The sequence below is a fragment of the Streptomyces sp. NPDC020845 genome (genome assembly GCF_044334165.1).
In the GTDB taxonomy this organism is placed as follows: domain Bacteria; phylum Actinomycetota; class Actinomycetes; order Streptomycetales; family Streptomycetaceae; genus Streptomyces.
The window spans coordinates 20305-37736 of record NZ_JBIRSJ010000034.1 but is presented as its reverse complement, the minus strand read 5'-3'; the positions used below and the strand labels follow the sequence as shown (position 1 = coordinate 37736).

9 protein-coding genes are annotated in these 17432 nt (G+C 71.6%); 2 read left to right on the top strand and 7 right to left on the bottom strand.

The genetic code is table 11. The features are described from left to right. Positions 1-13: 13 nt before the first annotated feature. Positions 14-385 (bottom strand): winged helix-turn-helix transcriptional regulator, encoded by a 372-nt coding sequence (locus ACH4U7_RS50660; protein WP_398534536.1) that lies wholly within the window; start codon positions 383-385, stop codon positions 14-16. A 92-nt stretch (positions 386-477) separates the two neighbouring features. Between ACH4U7_RS50660 and ACH4U7_RS50655 the strand changes: the two genes are divergently transcribed. After that, complete coding sequence (locus ACH4U7_RS50655; RefSeq protein WP_398534535.1) at positions 478-1317, top strand: SDR family oxidoreductase; 840 nt, start codon at positions 478-480, stop codon at positions 1315-1317. A 3-nt stretch (positions 1318-1320) separates the two neighbouring features. Here the strand turns inward: ACH4U7_RS50655 and ACH4U7_RS50650 are convergent, their stop codons facing one another. The 4 genes from ACH4U7_RS50650 to ACH4U7_RS50635 all read right to left on the bottom strand — a co-directional run bounded on the left by ACH4U7_RS50650 (position 1321) and on the right by ACH4U7_RS50635 (position 12099). Further along, complete coding sequence (locus tag ACH4U7_RS50650) at positions 1321-1677, bottom strand: hypothetical protein (protein ID WP_398534534.1); 357 nt, start codon at positions 1675-1677, stop codon at positions 1321-1323. Between the two features lie 123 nt (positions 1678-1800). Further along, positions 1801-3378 carry a PfaD family polyunsaturated fatty acid/polyketide biosynthesis protein gene (locus ACH4U7_RS50645; RefSeq protein WP_398534533.1) on the bottom strand — a complete coding sequence of 526 codons (1578 nt, stop codon included), beginning with the start codon at positions 3376-3378 and terminating at the stop codon, positions 1801-1803. Then, a complete protein-coding gene (locus tag ACH4U7_RS50640) occupies positions 3378-5873 on the bottom strand; it encodes a hypothetical protein (RefSeq protein WP_398534532.1) in 2496 nt (831 codons plus the stop codon). The genes ACH4U7_RS50645 and ACH4U7_RS50640 overlap by 1 nt, the downstream gene beginning before the upstream one ends. After that, positions 5866-12099, bottom strand: coding sequence for a beta-ketoacyl synthase N-terminal-like domain-containing protein (locus ACH4U7_RS50635; protein WP_398534531.1), 6234 nt, complete (start codon positions 12097-12099; stop codon positions 5866-5868). The genes ACH4U7_RS50640 and ACH4U7_RS50635 overlap by 8 nt, the downstream gene beginning before the upstream one ends. Positions 12100-12452: 353 nt before the next feature. Here ACH4U7_RS50635 and ACH4U7_RS50630 point away from each other — a divergent pair, with 353 nt between their 5' ends. Further along, entirely contained in the window at positions 12453-14282 is a 1830-nt protein-coding gene (locus ACH4U7_RS50630; RefSeq protein ID WP_398534530.1) for an FAD-binding dehydrogenase, read from the top strand. 27 nt (positions 14283-14309) lie between these two features. Here the strand turns inward: ACH4U7_RS50630 and ACH4U7_RS50625 are convergent, their stop codons facing one another. After that, positions 14310-16529, bottom strand: a complete 2220-nt coding sequence (locus ACH4U7_RS50625) for a serine/threonine protein kinase (RefSeq protein ID WP_398534529.1) — start codon at positions 16527-16529, stop codon at positions 14310-14312. Between the two features lie 150 nt (positions 16530-16679). Beyond that, positions 16680-17411: a dienelactone hydrolase family protein gene (locus ACH4U7_RS50620; protein WP_398534528.1), complete on the bottom strand. Its 732-nt coding sequence runs from the start codon at positions 17409-17411 to the stop codon at positions 16680-16682. Positions 17412-17432 lie beyond the last annotated feature (21 nt).

The window sequence follows — 17432 nt, the reverse complement described above, 5'->3', positions numbered from 1 at the left end:
TGCCGCTACCGCGCTATCCCGCGCCGCGCGGCGAGAGCCGCCGTGTGATCCGGTCGAACAGCTCCGTCAGCGGCTCGCCGACGTCCCGGCCGAACTCGGTCAGCCCGTAGGTGACCTGGGGCGGCGTCGTCGGCTCGACCTCCCGCCAGACCAGGCCGTCCTGGACCAGCGCGCGCAGGGTCTGGGCGAGCATCTTCTCGCTGATGCCCTGGATGCTCTCGCGCAGCTCGTAGAACCGGAGGTTGTTGCGCCGCAAGGAGATCAGCACCCAGACACCCCACCTGCTGGTCACATGGTCGACCACATCGCGCGCGGGGCAGTCGGTGTGAAACACGTCATACCGCTCCCCGGCCTCGGGCTGTCCGCGCTGCACGCCTCCCGTCATGTCATGAGCTTACCTCGAGGTATGCCCTTACCAAAAGTTAGCCCATGCTCCTAGCGTGAAGGCCACAGAGGACACCTGGCAAGGAGCTGATCATGATCGTGGTGACCGGGGCTACCGGGAACATTGGCCGGCCGTTGACGCAGGCGCTGGCCGAGGCGGGCCGGCAGGTGACGGCGGTGTCACGGCACACGGCGGCGGTACCGAACGGCGTTCGCCACGTGGTGGCCGACCTGGCCGAGCCGGCCAGCCTCAAGCCCGCGCTGGCCGGGGCGAAGGCGCTGTTCCTGCTGCTGTCCGGCGACCTGCACGCCACTGGAGCCAGCCCTGCCGACATCATCGGCGAAGCCGCGGTCAGCGGGGTCCGCCGGGTCGTCCTGCTCTCCACGCTGGGCGTGGCGACCAGGCCATTCGGCCCCACGCGGATCGCGATGCGCGCGCTGGAGGACACGCTGCGGGAGTCCGGCCTGGAGTGGGCCATCCTGCGGCCGGGCGGCTTCGCCTCCAACGCCCTGTGGTGGGCCGAGTCCGTCCGCGCGCAACAGGTCGTCGCCGCGCCCTTCGGCGACGTCGGGGTGCCGATCATCGACCCGGCGGACATCGCCGCGGTCGCGGCGGCCTGCCTGCTGGACGACCGGCACACCGGCGGCGTGTACGAGCTGACCGGCCCGGAGGTGATCACTCCGCGCCGGCAGACGGAGGCCATCGCCGCCGCGCTGGGCTCGCCAGTGAGGTTTCACGAGCTCACCCGCGACGAGGCCAAGGCCGCCATGACCCAGAGCATGCCGGCGGAGCTCGCCGACGACACTCTGGACATCCTCGGTTCCCCGAGCCCGGCCGAGCTGCGCGTCAGCCCGGACGTCCAGCGGGTCCTCGGCCGCGCCCCGCGCGCCTTCGCCGACTGGGCCGCCCGCAACGTCACCGCGTTCCGCTGAGCGTCAGAACGTGGGTTCAGTAAGCAGACCCGCAAAGAGGAGGTAGTCGCAGAACACGGAGATCGGAGCGAGGACGGCCAGGATGAGTCGGGGCGCGTCCCGACGTTGCCAGGTGGCGACATAATCGGCGATCAGCAAGCCGGCCGTCAGGGCCAGACCCACCTGATAGACATTGATGGCGACGTCGAAGCTGTCCTCGAAACGCTCCAGTTCGGCGCCGCCGCAGGGATCGCAGGCCATGGGGGACAGCCCGACGAAAGCGGTGGCGATCAGGGCCATGGGCAGGGTGACGAGAGTGGACAGCAACGGGGCGATCCATCCCCTCCGCCTCATACGGAACTCAGACGACTCCTCGGTCATACCCCTCATTCAAGCCATCCAGGGAGCCGGAGAACATCAGCGGTCCTACTCAGATCGCGCCCTGGATCGCATCCCTTGCCCTTCACATCCCAGCGCACCGCTGCGAGGAGGAACCCCCGCCAGTCAAGGCGTGGCGGGCACCGCCGAGGGTGCCGACGGCAGCCGGTAGGTGGCGCAGGCCGCCGGGATCCGCACCCCGCTGAAGCGGAGGTGGGCGAGGCGGCGGTGGAACGCGGCGCCGTGCATCAGGTGGCGCGCCACGTCGGCGACATGGCGTCGGCCGGGGTCGGCCAGGACGGAGCCCGCCGCCCAGTCGTTGAACGCGCCCATCGCCGGACCGCACCAGACCTGGTAGTCGCCGGTGCGCTCGGCGCCGGTGACGGCCCAGCGGGACGACTGGCCGAGGTACCAGCGGAAGACCAGGGCCATCCGGTGCCTGGCGTCGAGTTCGGCGCGGAGGAGTTGTTCTGGGTGGTGTTCGGTGAGATAGTCCGCGGTCTCCCGCCAGACCTCGGACAGTGGGCGCTGGAATACCTTCGCCTCCAGGCGTCGGCGGTCCGCGGCGGGCAGTTCGTCCAGGCCGGCGTGGGCGCGGTAGAGCTCGTGCAACCGGCGCGCCCGGCCGGCGAAGAGGCTGCCGCTGCGCAGGACCTGGACCTCGGCGCCCACCTCGAACATGTCGGCGGCCGGGGCCATCGCGTAGTCGGCGGGCCCGGCCGCGGCGAGCAGCGCCTTGACCGCCGGTGAGGTGCCCGCCTCCAGGCAGGCCTGGTTGACCGAGCCGGTGACGACGTACGCGGCGCCGAGGCTGAAGGCGGCCAGGGCCGCCTCCGGAGTGCCGATGCCGCCGGCCGCGCCGACCCGTACCGGTGGTACTGCGTGGCCGAGCTCGCGGGCGATGCGGTCCCGCAGCCGCAGCATCGCGGGCAGCGCGGTGATCAGCGGGCGGCGGTCGGTGTGCCCCGCGGAGTCCGCCTCCACGGTCAGGTCGTCCACCATCGGGACCAGCCGCGCCAGCGTCACCTGCTCGGCGGTGATCTCGCCACGGTCGAACAGGGCGCGGACCATCGGTTCGGGGGCTGGTCGGAGGAACAGTTCGGCCACCTCGGCGCGGGACACCTTGGCGATCAGCCGGTTCTCCGCGTACGCCCCGCCCCCGGGGCCGGGGCGCAGCCCCGCCACCCGGTAGCGGACCAGATCGGGGGTGAGCTGGACGAACGCCGAGGCCTCGACGCAACGCAGCCGGTGACTCAGAAAGAGGTCGACAACCGCCCGCTCCAGGCGCGGGGCGTGCGGTGTGTGGATGAGATTGGCGGCGTAGGGCAACCCACCTGGAGCGCCGCTCTCGTGAGCGAGCCGGGTCAGGGCCCGCTCGACCCGCTCGGGTGACAGGCCCGCGGCGCCGAACGAGGCGAGAAAGCCGGCGCGGGCCAGCGCGGCCACCAGCTCCTCGGACGCGATACCGGCGGCCATGGAACCGGCGAGATACGCATGGGACACTCCGTGCCGGCGCCGGAAGCCGGAGTCGCCGAGTTGGGTGGACGGCATCGGCCCGGCGACGGCCAGCGGGGTCAACGGGCTGCCCGGGACGTGAGGTTCGGAGGTGGCGCCGATCCGGTCGCCGTTCCGGACGATGTAGCAGGGGGCGTCCAGGTCGGCGAGGACGGCGTACACCCCGTCCGGGTCGTATCGCACCGTCATCACGGCACCTGCCCTTCCGCCGTCCCGCCGGTCGGCAGGATCTCGACGCCGATGTTGTCCACCTGGTAGATCCGCAGGTCGTCGCGCCATACGCTGCCGTCGGCGACCAGGAGAAGACCGTCGCCACAGGGCTCCACCCGGCGGATATGAACCTCGCCGCGCATCCGGCGGTGACCGGGCGTGATCTGCCCTCGGTACTTCCAGGCCAGCTCGACGTGGGCCGCGGGCCGCGCGGCCGGGTCCGGCAGGGCATCGGCGAGGCCGGTGTGCAGCGCGTACGCCGCGACGGACTGGAACAGCGCCTCCACACCCACCGAACCGGGCATCACCGGATCGAAGCGGAAGTGGTGCGCCATGAACCAGTCGTCCTTGGGCACCGTCCGCTCCCACAGGAGGTATCCGGCGCCGTGCTCTCCGCCGTCCGGCACCAGATCGGCCTCGCGCAGCAGCGCGAACCGCCCGCGGCCGAGCCGGGTGTCGTGGGAGAGGTCGAGCCGGCGCTGCCCCGGGGGCCGCGTCGGGAGGCGGTCCAGCCAGGGCGGTACGTACCGCCCGCCGTCGAGCCCCTGCTGGTTGTCCAGGACCTCCTTGGTGAGGAAGCCGTGGACGGACTCGCCCGAGTAGACCGGCCCGTCGGGAAGGCCGAGCTCGTAGGTGTAGCGGTGGAGGATCGCCCCCGGCAGCTTCGAGTGGTCGGCCAGCGTGATGCGGTGCCGCAGGGCGAGGCCGCGCGGGTCGGCGTGGCGGAGCAGGGTGGCGCGGCCCTCCAGGTTCCGGCAGACGAAGGCGCTGTCGAGATGCTGGTTGAGGATGCCCTGAACGGCGCTCAACTGGGCGGCGGCCTGAAGGCTGGACTCCATGTACAGGAGGTTGGGCACGGCGCCGGACCCGTTCTCCCGACAGAACCAGGGGTCGGGGTGGACGGCGTACTCGCTGGTGAGAGTGGCGCCCGGGCGGAACTCGAGAGGGTCGGCGTCGTAGTCGAGAGCCTGGTCGACCATCAGCAGATCGCCGCGCGGCAGCCGGGGCCGTACGGACGCCGGGGACACGGGGGACACCGAGGTCGCTTCGGGTTCTCCGGTGAGGGCCGAGAGGTCGCCCTCGGCCGAGTGGGCGAGCAGCATCCGCTGACGTGCGCCGCGTTGCCGCAGCGACTCGTGGGCGGCGGGGGAGTCCCGCGCCTCCCAGATCGTCAGGGCGCCGAGGTCGCTGCCCGGCGGCTCCTGGAGGGCTACGCCGATGCCGTGCAGACGGGCCACGGGCCGGTCGCCGGCGAGGACAACGGCGTCGGCGATCGCATGCGGGCGCGGCACGAGCCCCACCTCGGCCACGTCGACCTCGCAGCGGAGGGCGGCGCCGAGCGCGGTCGGGTCGATCACCTCGATGGCGGTCGGACCACCGCCCCAGGGCTGGAAGCGCGGATCGGGCAGGCACAGATGCAGCCCGCAGGACAGCGCGTATACCTGGAGTACGCCGACGACGGCCTCGGCCAGCAGCGGGGTGGCGTCCGCTCCGCGCGCCGGGCCTCCGCCGTGGAAGCCGTGGAAGGTGAGGTCGGCGGCTACCTTGCCCTGCCCGTAACGGCCGCCCTCGCGGGACAGCTCCGTCACGGCGCCGATCAGCCGCGGAGCCGGTCCTGGCAGCCGCGGGCCGGTGCCCTCGCCCTCGAAGTCGGGGCCGAGGACTTCTGCGAGGAATCCGCTGGCGAGGGCCCGTAGCTCCTGCCAGGTCAGCCGGGACCGCCGGGCGTTCGCCGGCGGGCGGAACTGCCGTGGGTAGCGCGGTACTTGACGCTCGGGCCAGCAGTTCTCGTCCGGCAGCGGCTCGGCCGTGTGGTCGGGAACCAGGAAGCCGGCGGTGCCCGTGGCCTCCACCAGGAGGTTCCCCTCGACGTGGACCTGCCAGTCGAATGTGAAGCGGGTGCCGCGCTCGTCGCGGTGGACGGCCTCGGCGCCGGCCCGTACCCGAAGCTCCGCCCCGGCATCCGGCAGCTCTCGGTGCCAGCTGAGGTTGGTGCGACCGGGCCGGTACACGGTGCCGACCGGTGCCAGGCCGCGTTCCCCGAGCAGTGCCAACGCCGCCGTGGCGGCGTCGAGGATCCACGCCGGATCGGCCTGGCCCGCCACGCTGTACGCCGCGTCCGCCGGGACCGTCCGGACCAGTTCGACGCGCGCCGGGCGGTCCACGGGATGGTGCGGCGCGGGCGCCGCCGGGGGCCGCGTGCCCGGTGCACAGCGTGCGAGGAGGTGCCGCTGTACGGCCTCGTGTGCTTCCAGCACCGCGGCGTGCGCGCGGCCGACCCGCTCGGCGATGTCGCGCGCGAGATGGCTCAGGTCGCCGACGCCCCGCGGAGCGGCTTGTGGAGCGGGCGGAGTCGGCGCTGCGGACGGGACGGGGAGGAGGAACGGCTCACCTTCGAAGCCCAGTTCCTCGGCTGCTTCGAAGCCCCATTCGCCGCTGGCAGCGACGGCAGCGGCGCTGTCGGTGTCAGCCATTTCGCCCCCCGCGCGCCGCGGGCAGGAAGATGCCGCTGTCCTTCATCTCCGGCGAGGTGAGGATCATGCCGATCCGGCTCCACCGCTGGAGCACCCTTCCCTCCGGGGTGCAGGCGGTGACCGTGCAGATCAGATGGAGGGGGCTCTCCTCGACGGATTCGGCGACGAGGACGAACGGCGTGTCCGCGGGAAGCGGTGCGAAGAGCTCGACCCGCTCCACCGACACCGGCAGACAGAGCAGCCCGAGGCGCTGACGGCCGAGCAGCGCCGCCGCCTGGAGCAGCAGATCGGCCAGGGCCGGGCTGTACCTGGCCCCGGCGAAGGCGCCCTGTCCGAAGGCCGGGTCGGCCATCCGGACGGCGAGGACGAGCCTGCCCGGCTGCTCCTCCAGGATCGGGCCGAGACCGCGCAGGGTCGGCCCGTGGAAGAGGAAGCCGTCGTACGCCTCGTGGGTCTGCGGATCGAAGTCGGGGAGTTCGTACGGCGACAGCTCGATGTCCGGCGCCGGCTGGGTGGCCCGCCTTTCAAGGAGGAAGTCCCCGCCGAAGCGGAGCACCGGCGCGCCGCCCTCCCGCTCGCTGCGGAGCCGTACGGCGATGGCGGCCGAGTCCCCGGCCGCAGACGTCTCGGACCTCTCGGGCGGCGCGACCGACAGCAGGAAGCGGTCGTCCTCCGCCGAGCCGTCGAAGACCAGCCCCTTGCTGATCTGGAAGTCGCGGCACTCGACCACGGGCTGCCCGCCGTGCATCGCCTCCACCGCGCGTACGCCCCAGCCGACCGCGGCCGTCAGGGGCAGCACCGGCCAGCCGTGGATGCGGTGGTCGGTGAGCAGCGGCTCGGCGGCGAGCTCCGCCAGCCGCCGCTCCACGACCACGCCGCCGGCCGGCAGCGTCTCACTGCGCCGGTACATGGGCTCCAGCGGGCCGATGACCGTCACCAGGTCCGCGGCGTGATCGGGGCTCATCTGCTCGGTGAAGTAGCCGGTGCCGGTGTCCCGGGCGAGCAGCGGCACCCCGTGCTGCACGAAGAGCTTCTGGACGCCGGGGGTGGCCATACCGCCGGCCCACGGCCCCCAGGCCAGGGCGGTGGCGTGGCGGTCGGGACGCCTGGCCTTCCAGGCGCAGACGAACCGGCTCAGCGCCTCGTTGGCCAGGGCGTAGTCGGCTTGTCGGAGGTTTCCGTAGATGCCCGAGACGGAGGTGAAGACGACGAGGTGGCGGAGGCGTTCGGCGTCGAGCGCGTCCAGTACGTTGCCGAGGCCGGTCAGCTTGGTGCCGACCACCCGCCCGACGCCCTCCGCGTCCTTGTCGGCGAGGAACTGGTCGGCGAGGACGCCCGCCCCGTGAACGACGCCGGTGATCCGGTCGGCGTGCGGGTGCAGCGCCGTGCGCACCGCCTCGGCGTCGGTCAGGTCCACGGCGATGTACTCGGCCTCGGCTCCCGTGTCGCGCAGGGCGGCCAGGGTGGCGCGGATCTCGCGTCCGGCGGTGATCTCGCGGACCTGCCGGGCGATCAGCTCGACGGCGGCCGGCTCCTCCGGGTCCTGGTCGGTGGCGCGCAGATGGTCGGTGGCGGCGGACTTCAGCTCGTCCCGGCCGTCGAGTCCGGCTGCCCAGTCCGGCTCGTCCGCCAGGGGTGTGCTGCCGAGCAGCAGATAGCCGCAGCGCACCTGTCGCGCGAGGGCGATGGCGCACCAGGCGGTGATGCCCCGCGCGCCGCCGGTGACCAGCAGGGTGTCGTCGGCGGTCAGCTCCGCGGGCGACTCGATCGCCCCGTCCCGGTCGTCCGGCGCTGCCGCGTCGACCAGCGGGACCGGCTCGGCGACCAGGACCGGCGTACGGCGCCCGGCCGGGTGGCGGGCCACCTCGTGCAGGTCGACGGCGGCGTCGGCGATCTCGCCCGCGAGGCAGCCGCCGACCTCCTCCTCGGTCAGCTCGGGAGCCAGGTCGACCGTTCGGCAGAAGAGCTCGGGCGCCTCCAGGGCCAGCGACTTGACCAGCCCGGTGACGCCGCCGGCCAGCGCCCGGTCGGGCTCGCCGCCCGAGCCGGCGTAGCCGAGCGCGCCGTCGAGCCGGGTGACGGCGATGAACCCGGCGCGGGTGCCGTCGGCCGCCGCACCGCCGAGGGGCTGACGCAGATGCTTGGCGACCAGGACGGCGTGGGCCAGGCGGCGCACGGTGTCGTTGCGCTCGGTGTCGTCGCGGTCGGTCCCCGGGTCGCGGCTGAAGGGGAGCAGGCACAGGTCGAGGCGCGGCACGGCCGCACCGAGCAGGCCGACCTGCTCCACCAGGCTCTCCTCGCCCCAGTCGGCCGGCTGCCAGGTGTCCGGTTCGGCCTCGCCGGACGCGATAGGCGTCCCGGGCAGCGCGAGTCGGCCGACCCACCAGCCGCGCGACCGGAGCGCCGCGGCGATCCAGCGGCTCAACTCCCCGCCGTCGTCGACCAGTACGGCGCGGGGCTGCTCGGCATAGGCGCCGAGCAGGACGTCCGGTTCGGGCAGAGCACGCCAGCCGATATGCGCCCGGCCCAGCGGTACGGAGGTGGCGACGCGGAGATTGGTGGTGGGATTCTTCAGCACCTCGGGGATCAGCGTGGCGAAGTCCCTGACCGTTCGGGCCGCCGTGAAGCGGAAGATCTCCTCTCGGGAGAAGACCGGGTAGCGGCGCCAGAGCTCGGAGGCGATCTCCAACTGCTTGAGGGAGTCGATGCCGAGCTCCGTCTGCAGATCGATATCGGGATCGATCATGTCGATCGAGTAGCCGGTCTTCTCGGCCACCACCTCGCGCATCACCTGCTCGATCTCCACGGGATCGAGGTTGGCCAGCTCGGCGCGGAGCTCGGGGTCGATCGCGGCGTCGAAGTCGGTGTCGCGGAGCATTTCGAGCGCGGATTTACCGGTCGAGGTGTCGGCTTCGCCGGGTTCACCCGCTTTGTCGGGCTCGACGAGTACGACGCCTTCGAGGGGCTGGGCCGGGGCCGGGGGCGCGTCCATGGAGGGGAGCGGACCGGGGTACGACGGCGCTTCGAGCGCATGTCCATGGGATGCGCCGCCCAGCGAATAACCGGTCGGCGTCGCGCCCGTGGGCAGGCGCAGCAGATCGCTCAGCACCTCGCTGGCGCGTGCGTGGGCCTCGCCGAGCGCCAGGCTGTGGTCCCGGATGGCGGTGATCCCGGAGAGGACCGCTTCGGGCGAGCCGCCGCCGACGCCCCCGTTCAACAGGCTCACCAGCTGGTCGGCGGTCCGCAGCTGCCCGTCGAGGTAGCGGGTGTGCATCGTCAGGTGTTCGGCCGCGGCGCGCCCCAGCGGATCGTCGTGAGCGGCGGCCACGGGCTGCGGCTCGGCGACGGGTTCCGGCTCCCGGCCGATGGCCCCGGCCACCCGGTACGGCGTGCCGAGGACCCGCTCGTACTCCTCCTGGCGGGCGATCGTGGCGAATTGCGGGCCGTCGAGGACCCGGGCCACCGCGGATGCGGCGGGGCGCGGCGACACCGGCTCGTCGTACCGGTCGATGCCGCTCAGCGGCAGTCCCAGAACGGTCAGTTGGACGGCGGCCTGCTTGAGGGCGAGCGCGCTGTCGCCGCCGGTGCCGATGTCCGTCCAGACGATGTCCACTCCCTGATCGCCGAGCGTCTGCTCGACGAAGTGGGAGAGCGTGCGCTTGGGCCCGAACTCCACGAAGACCCGGAAGCCGTCCGCGTACATCTCCCGCAGCCTGGCCTCGAAGTCGACGGTATTGACGATCTGCCGGGTCAGCACCTCGCGGTTCGCCTCGGAGTCGTCGCCATAGCTCGCGCCCGGCGTGTTCGCGTACACCGGAACCCGCGGGGTACGGAGCGGGATGTCGGCGATCTCGCGGGCGAAGGAGGCGACGGCGTGCTGGACATGCGGGGTGTGGAAGGCCGCCTCGACGGACAGCCGCTGCGCCGGGATACGGCGCTCGCCGCAGGCCGCGGTGAACCGCTCGACGGTGGCCGTGGGACCGCCGACCACCACTGCCTCGGGCGCGTTCCGGTTGCATACCGTCAGCTCGGGGAACTCGCCGAGCAGGGCGTCCAGTTGGGCTTCCGAGGTACGTACGCTCGCCATGGCGCCCGAGTCGTGCCCGGGGGCGTCGGCGGGCGGGGCCATCGTCCGGGCGCGGGCCGCCGTGATGGCGAGGAGGCCAGTGTCGTCGAGGCAGTCCGCGGCCCGTAGGGCGGTCAGCTCGCCGAAGCTGTGGCCGAGCACCCCGTCCGGCGCGAAGCCCAGTTCGGAGAGATAGCGGAACTGCCCCATCGACAACGCCCCGATGGCGGGCTGGGCGCAGGTGGTGCGGCGCAGCCGCTCGGAGGCTCGCCGCAGGTCCTTCCCGTCCCGCCCGGGCGCCGGGAAGACGACGTCGGACAGCAGCTCATGAGTTCCGTCCGCGTACGGGGCGTTGGCCGCGTCGAAGGCGGCGCGCACCGGGGGTATGGAGAGCAGCGCCTCGCGGCCCATGTTGACGTACTGACTGCCCTGACCGGCGAAGAGCGCCGCCGCCTTGCCGCCCGCGGGGAGCGCGGTGGCGCGGTACCAGATGCCGTCCGCGTGGGTCCAGTGAGCAAGACCCGGGTGTGCGTCGAACTGTGCGATGGCCTTGGCGAGCAGGTCGGGATAGGTGTCCTCGGTGGCGACGAAGCCCAAACGGGCGTGTTCGGCGGGTATCTCGTCGGGCGCGCCGGGGCGTTCGCCGCGTTCGAGCAGTGTGCGCAGCGCCTCAGGGGTCGGGGCGTGCCAGAGGTGGGTTCGCGGGGTGGTGTGGAGGGTGCGTGACGCATCGGTCGCGTCGTTGGAGGGCTGGTGTTCCTCCAGTACGGCGTGCACATTGACCCCGCCGAATCCGAACGCGGACACTCCCGCCCGGCGCACCGAGCGGCGCGGGTCGCGGATCCACGGGCGGGTGGTGGTGTTGACGTACAGCGCCGCATCCTCCTGCCGGGCCGCGGCGCTGGGGGTGCGGACGTTGATGGTGGCGGGCAGCACCTTGTGGTGGAGGGCGAGCGCCGCCTTGATCAGCCCGGCCGCGCCGGCCGCCGCCTTGGTGTGCCCGATCTGGGACTTCACGCTGCCGACCGCCGCGTACCGCCGGTCCTCGGGCGTTGCCATCAGCGTGTTGAGCGCGCCGAGTTCCACATCGTCACCGGTGGTGGTGCCGGTGCCGTGGGCCTCGATCAGCCCGACCGAGGACGGCGGGCAGTCGGCGTCCTCATAGGCCCGGCGCAACGCGGTGAGCTGGCCGTCTCCGCAGGGCGCGAAGATGCTCTGGGACCGGCCGTCGCTCGAGGTGCCGAGGCCGCGGATGACGGCGTAGACCCGGTCGCCGTCGCGCTCGGCGTCGGCCAGCCGCTTGAGGGCCAGCATCCCGATGCCCTCGCCGACGAGGGTGCCGTCGGCGTCCTCGTCGAAGGGACGGATCTCGCCGCTCGGCGACAGCGCCGGGGTCTTGCTGAAGCACATGAAGGAGAAGATGGTGTTGTCCGCGTCGGCCCCGCCGGTGATCATGAGATCGGCGCGATGCCCGACCAGCTCGCTGACGGCCATCCGCAGCGCGGCGAGGGAGCTGGCGCAGGCGGCGTCCACAGTGCCGTTGAACGCGCCGAGGTTGAGGCGGTTCGCGATCCGGCCGGAGACGACGTTGCCCAGGAAGCCGGGGAAGGAGTTCTCCGTCCACGACGGGAAGGCCGCCGTGTAGCGGCGCGCGATCTCCTCGGCGTCCCGCTCGCTCAGGCCGCAGCTGAGGACCGCCGCCTTGAGCGCGGGCGTCTGGAGCCGCGCCGCCAGCGGCATCATGCTCGAACTGCCCCCGCACACTCCGAGCACCACCCCGGTCCGCGCCGGGTTGTACCAGGTGGAGGCGTCACACCCGGCGTCCCGCAGCACATCTTGGGCCACATGGAGGCTGAGCAGCTGGATCAGCCCGGTGGCGTCCAGTGTGTTGGGCGGAATGCCGAACTCGCGGGGGTCGAAGCGGAACGGGGGCAGGAAGCCGCCGCGCCGGCAGTAGGTCTTGTCCTCGGCGAAGGGGTCGGGGTCGAAGTAGTCGTCGACGCTGAACCGGGATGCGGGGACATCCTCGATGCAGTCGGTGCCGGCCACGATGTTGTTCCAGAACTCCCGTACGTTCGTCGCCTGCGGGAAGAGCCCCGCCAGTCCCACGATCGCGATCGGGTTTCGGGCCAGCCGGTTGTCGACGGCGTCAGCCAGCATATGGGGCTCTCCTGAGGGAGATCGGGAAAGGTCCGGGGATGGCCGTGAGGAAGATCAACTGCCGTCGGGAGTCTATGAGATGACAACTCCCGTTCCGCATCCCTTGTTGATCACGTTTCGATTGCTCCCGAGCAGGTGGATGCGCGATTTCTTCGCGGGATGCCTGGTGGGACGGCCCGGGTGGGGCGGCCGTGCCACACCGGAAGTTCACCCGTACGAGGGAGGTGGTGGAACTGAAACGCAGCACTCTGGCGGCCGGACACCCGCTGGGCTACCGTCGGTAACACCTTGCCGCCTCGGTAGTCCCGCTCGTAACTGCCGCACCTTCAGCCCCCCTTTTCCGGAAGGCAGCCATGGACAACCACAGAGAAAGCTCCGAAGCGCGTCACGGACACGGTTCCGAGTCCCCGGCCGGCCTCAGCCGCCGCCACGCCCTGACGGTGGCGGGTGGCGTGCTCGCCGGTGCCGCGCTCGCCCAGATGGCGGTCCCGGCCTTCGCCGCCCCCGCGGCGTCGGCGGACGCGGACGCGATCGTGGTGGGCCACGGGCTGGCCGGGCTGGTCGCCACGGCCGAACTGGCCGCGGCGGGGCGCAAGGTGCTGCTCCTTGACCAGGAGCCGGAGAGCAATCTGGGCGGGCAGGCGTTCTGGTCCTTCGGCGGTCTGTTCTTCGTGGACTCCGAGGAACAGCGGCTCATGGGCATCAAGGACTCCCGCGAACTGGCCTGGCAGGACTGGCTGGGCACGGCCGGCTTCGACCGCGGGATCGACGACCCGGCCGGCCAGGACCACTGGGCGTACAAGTGGGCCGAGGCGTATGTGGACTTCGCCGCCGGAGAGAAGCGGTCCTGGCTGTACGGCCTGGGTGTGCGCTGGTTCCCGATCGTCGGCTGGGCCGAGCGCGGCGGCGGGCTCGCGGACGGCCACGGCAACTCGGTGCCCCGCTTCCATGTCACCTGGGGCACCGGACCGGCCGTCGTCGAGCCGTTCGAGAAGAAGGTGCGGGACGCGGTGGCGGCCGGCAAGGTGACCTTCAAGTTCCGGCACCGCGTCGACGGCATCGTGACGACCGGCGGCACCGTCACCGGCGTACGCGGCGCCATCCTGGAACCGAGCGACGCCGCACGCGGCAAGCCCACCTCCCGCACCGTGGTCGGCGACTTCGAACTCCGCGCCCCTGTCGTGATCGTCACCTCAGGTGGCATCGGCGCCAACCACGGCCTCGTACGGCAGAACTGGCCGGACCGCCTCGGCACCCCGCCGAAGTTCATGGTCACGGGCGTGCCCGCGCATGTGGACGGCCGCATGCTCGCGATCACCGAGAAGGCGGGCGGGCGGATCGTCAATCCGGACCGGATGTGGCACTACACCGAGGGCCTGCGGAACTACGACCCGATCTGGCCCGGCCATGGCATCCGTATCCTGCCCGGCCCCTCGTCCATGTGGTTCGACGCCACCGGCAAACGCTTCAACACGCCCGACATCCCCGGCTACGACACCCTGCACACCCTCAAGTCGATCACCGACTCCGGCTACGACTACTCCTGGTTCGTCACCACCCAGAAGATCATCGCCAAGGAGTTCGCGCTCTCCGGCTCCGAGCAGAACCCGGACCTCACCGAGAAGAACATCTGGAAGCTGCTGTCGCGGATCTGGCAGACGCCCGAGCCGATCGAGAAGTTCAAGGAGAAGGGCGCCGACTTCGTCGTCGCCACCACGCTGCCCGAACTCGTCGCGGGCATGAACAGACTCACCGGCGACAACCTCATCGACCTCGCCGACCTCAAACGGCAGATCGACGCCCGGGACCGGGAGATCGACAACCCGTACACCAAGGACGTCCAGGTCATGGGCATCCGCAACGCGCTCAACTACCCCGGGGACTCGCTCAGCCGCACCGCCCCGGCGCACAAGATCCTGGACTCCGGCGCCGGCCCCCTCATTGCCGTACGCCTCAACATCCTCACCCGCAAAACCCTCGGCGGCCTGCAGACCGACCTCTCCGGCCGCGTCCTGGACAGCACCGGAACGCCCATACCCGGTCTGTACGCGGCCGGAGAAGTCGCGGGGTTCGGCGGCGGGGGCGTCCACGGCTACCGCTCCCTGGAGGGCACCTTCCTGGGCGGCTGTCTGTTCTCCGGCCGCCAGACGGGCCGCGCGGCCGCGGCCGCCACCACGTCCTGAGGCCACCGCCCCCGGACCGCGGCCGCCTCAGTCGTACGCCTTCACGCACAGCTGCGTCGCGCCGTCGTCCACCTCCGTGGACCAGTACGTGTTGGAGTCGTACTGCCCGTGGCGGCAGACCTCGGCGCCGGCGCCCGTCGCCCGGTAGATGTCCGTGACGACCAGGATCTCGTTGTACGGGACGGGAACCCGGCGGTCCGTGCAGTTCGGGGACGACAGCATGGCGATGCTGCTGATGGTGTTGCCCTCGTGCTTGGCGAGCAGGCAGTCACCCTGGCGGTACTGGCCGGTGAGGCAGAGCTCGGTCCGCTCGCCGCTGCTGGTGGAGTAGTACGACCAGGTGGCCTTGCCCACGCCGGTCGGGCAGTCGCCGGTGGTGCCGGTGACCTTCACACGGGTCCCGTAGCCGCAGGACGTCGTGTTCGGCTCCTCCTCGCTCCAGTCATACTTGGTGGTGCCGCCGTAGCCGGTGTCGACGACGTCCAGGCAGTCCCCGTACGAGACGGCCTTGAACGCCTCTTCGGTGGGGTCGGGCTCGGGCTCGGGGGAGGTGGTCTCGGGTTCGGGCTCGGTCTCGGTGTCGTCGAGGCCGCCGCTCGACGAACTGGAGGAGCTGGAGGAGCTGTAGCTGTCGGTGCCGCTGTCGCTGTCGTTGTCGGAGGAACCGTCGTCGCCGCTGGTGGTGGTGCCGCTGCTGCTGGAGAGGGAGACACCTGAGGAGGGGCTGCTCTTCGGGGTGTCGTCGTCCTTCTTGTCCCAGGGATGCCAGATCAGGGCACCGATGACGAGCGCGACCAGGAGCAGAGCGCCCCAGCCTTCCGAGGAACCCGAACTCTTGGCGGGCTGTTTGGCCGCTGCGGGCTTGGGCGGAGCCTTGGGCGTCGATGTCGTGCCGGTGCTCTTGTTCTTGGTGGCGGTCTCGGTCTTCTCGCGCGCTATTCGCTCGCGTTCCTCGCGCTGCCTCTCCTTGCGCTCGCGTTCTTTCCGCTCGCGCTCCTTGCGTTCCTTCTCCTTCCGCTCCCGTTCCTTCCTCTCCTGCTCCTTGCGCTCCCGCTCCCTGCGTTCCGCCTCTTCCTTCCGCGCTTGTTCCCGGCGCCTGCGCTCCTCTTCTTCCTGGCGCGCGAGCTCCCGCGCCTCCGCCTCGGCCTGCTCCTCGGCCTGCGCCTGCACCAAGGCGTCCCGCTGCTTGCGCAGCGCCTCCAGTTGCTCGCGCATCTCGCTGATCGCCTCGTCCGCACGCTCCGGAGGGCCCTCGGGCCTGACCTGAGTCGGCGCTTCGGCCGCGGCGAAGTCCACCGCTCCGTCGCGCAGTTGGCGTCCCTGCTCCGCGTACTCCTCGATCACCGCGGTCCACGCCTGCGGCAGCCTTGGCTCCGCCGACACCTGGTCGACGTCGGCGAGGACGTCCCGCAGTACGTCGGACGGGCTGGGACGGCTCTCGGGATCGACCCGCAGCAAGGGCAGGATCAGCGGTTCCAGCTCCGGCGGCAGCCCGTCCGTATCGAGCTCGCCTCGCTGGACGAGGGCCAGGATGCCGAAGGAGTGGTCGGTCTGCTCGTACGGCGGGCGGCCGACCGCGAGAAAGAAGAGCGTGGCGCCCAGGGAGTACATATCGGACGCGGCGGTGGACTTCTTGCCGCAGGCCTGCTCCGGCGATGTGAACGCGAAGGTGCCGATGGTCGTCGTCGAGCTGGTGTGGTCGTGGGCGTGCGAGATGCCGAAGTCGATGAGTCGGGGGCCGTCATGGGGCAGCAGAACGTTCAGGGGTTTGATGTCCCGGTGGACGACCCCCCGACCGTGCAGTTCGACCAGCGCCCGCGCCGCCCCGTCCGCGACCCAGCGCACCGCGTCGGCGGGCAGCGTACCGGCGTTGACGACGAGTTCGCCCAGACTGGGCGCCGGGATGAACTCGATGGCGAGCCACGGGCGCTCCGCCTTGGCGTTGGCGTCCAGCACCGTGGCGGTGTACGCGCTGTCCACCCGCCCCGCCAGCTCCACCTCGCGGGCGAACCGCTCCCGGTCCGGTTTGCTCACGAATCCCTCGGCGAGGAGCGTCTTGACCGCGACGAGCCCCTGGTCCACCACGGTTCCGGTGGGTCCGGCGGGGCTGGCGGTGGTCCCGGGGGCCGCTTGTCGGGCGAGATAAATACGGCCCATGCCGCCGGTGGCGATCCGCCGCAGCAGCCGGTAGGGGCCGAGCTGCGGCGGATCGTTGGATTCGAGTGAATAGAGCTTCATTCCGGCCATACGGCGTCACTCCCCATGTGCGTCCCCCGTCCGTGCTGTCGCCCGGATGCGCCCCGCGCGCTCTGCGCGCTCGTGCGAATCTGTGATCAAGCCGTGCCAGGGTAGCGGGAGTTACGGAAAACCGTGTTGCCGGAGTGAACGGTGTTGGTGTCAGACCAGATACCGGGAGAAGAACCTCAGCGTGCTGTCCCGTTCGAAGGCCGGGACCTCGCCGTGTTTACCGGGGTTGGCGTGCAGTGTCTTCTCGGCCGAGGCCAAGGCGTCGAACAGCGCCAGGCTCTGCGCCCGCGGCACTCGCTCATCGTCCCACTGCACCAGGAACTCGACCGGGACGGTGATCCGCGCGGCGTCCTCGGCCGAGACCAGGGCACCACCCAGGCCCAACACCGCCGCGCGGACCCGGGGTTCGGCGGCAACGAACGGAACGCCGAGCCCGCACCCCAGCGAGACGCCCCAGTAGCCCACCGGCCCGGTGCCGACATGCTCCAGTTGCTGGACCGCGTCCAGGACGGCCCGCCACTCCGGGACGGTCTGGCGGGCCACGAGCGCCTGGAAGCGGGCGATCAACGGAGCCAACTCTTCCCCCGCCTCCACGCGAGCCTGATTGTCGGCCGCGATCCGGCTGAACTCCTCGTGCTGCGGCCGGTCGCCGTGGCTGGGCACATCGACCGCCACCGCCGCGAAACCGCACTCGGCCACCAAGCGGTGTGCGAGGGTCAGGATGTCGGGGGCCTTCTTGTGCTGACCGCCACCGTGTCCCAGCAGGATCAGGGGACGGGTGCCGACGACACCCTCCGGAGTCCACAGCGCGCCGGGAATCTCGCCAAGAGTGAAGAGCTGTTCACAGACGCCGCCGGACGACGTCTCAGAGGTGAAGCGCATAGCGTTTCGGGCCTTTCGGGA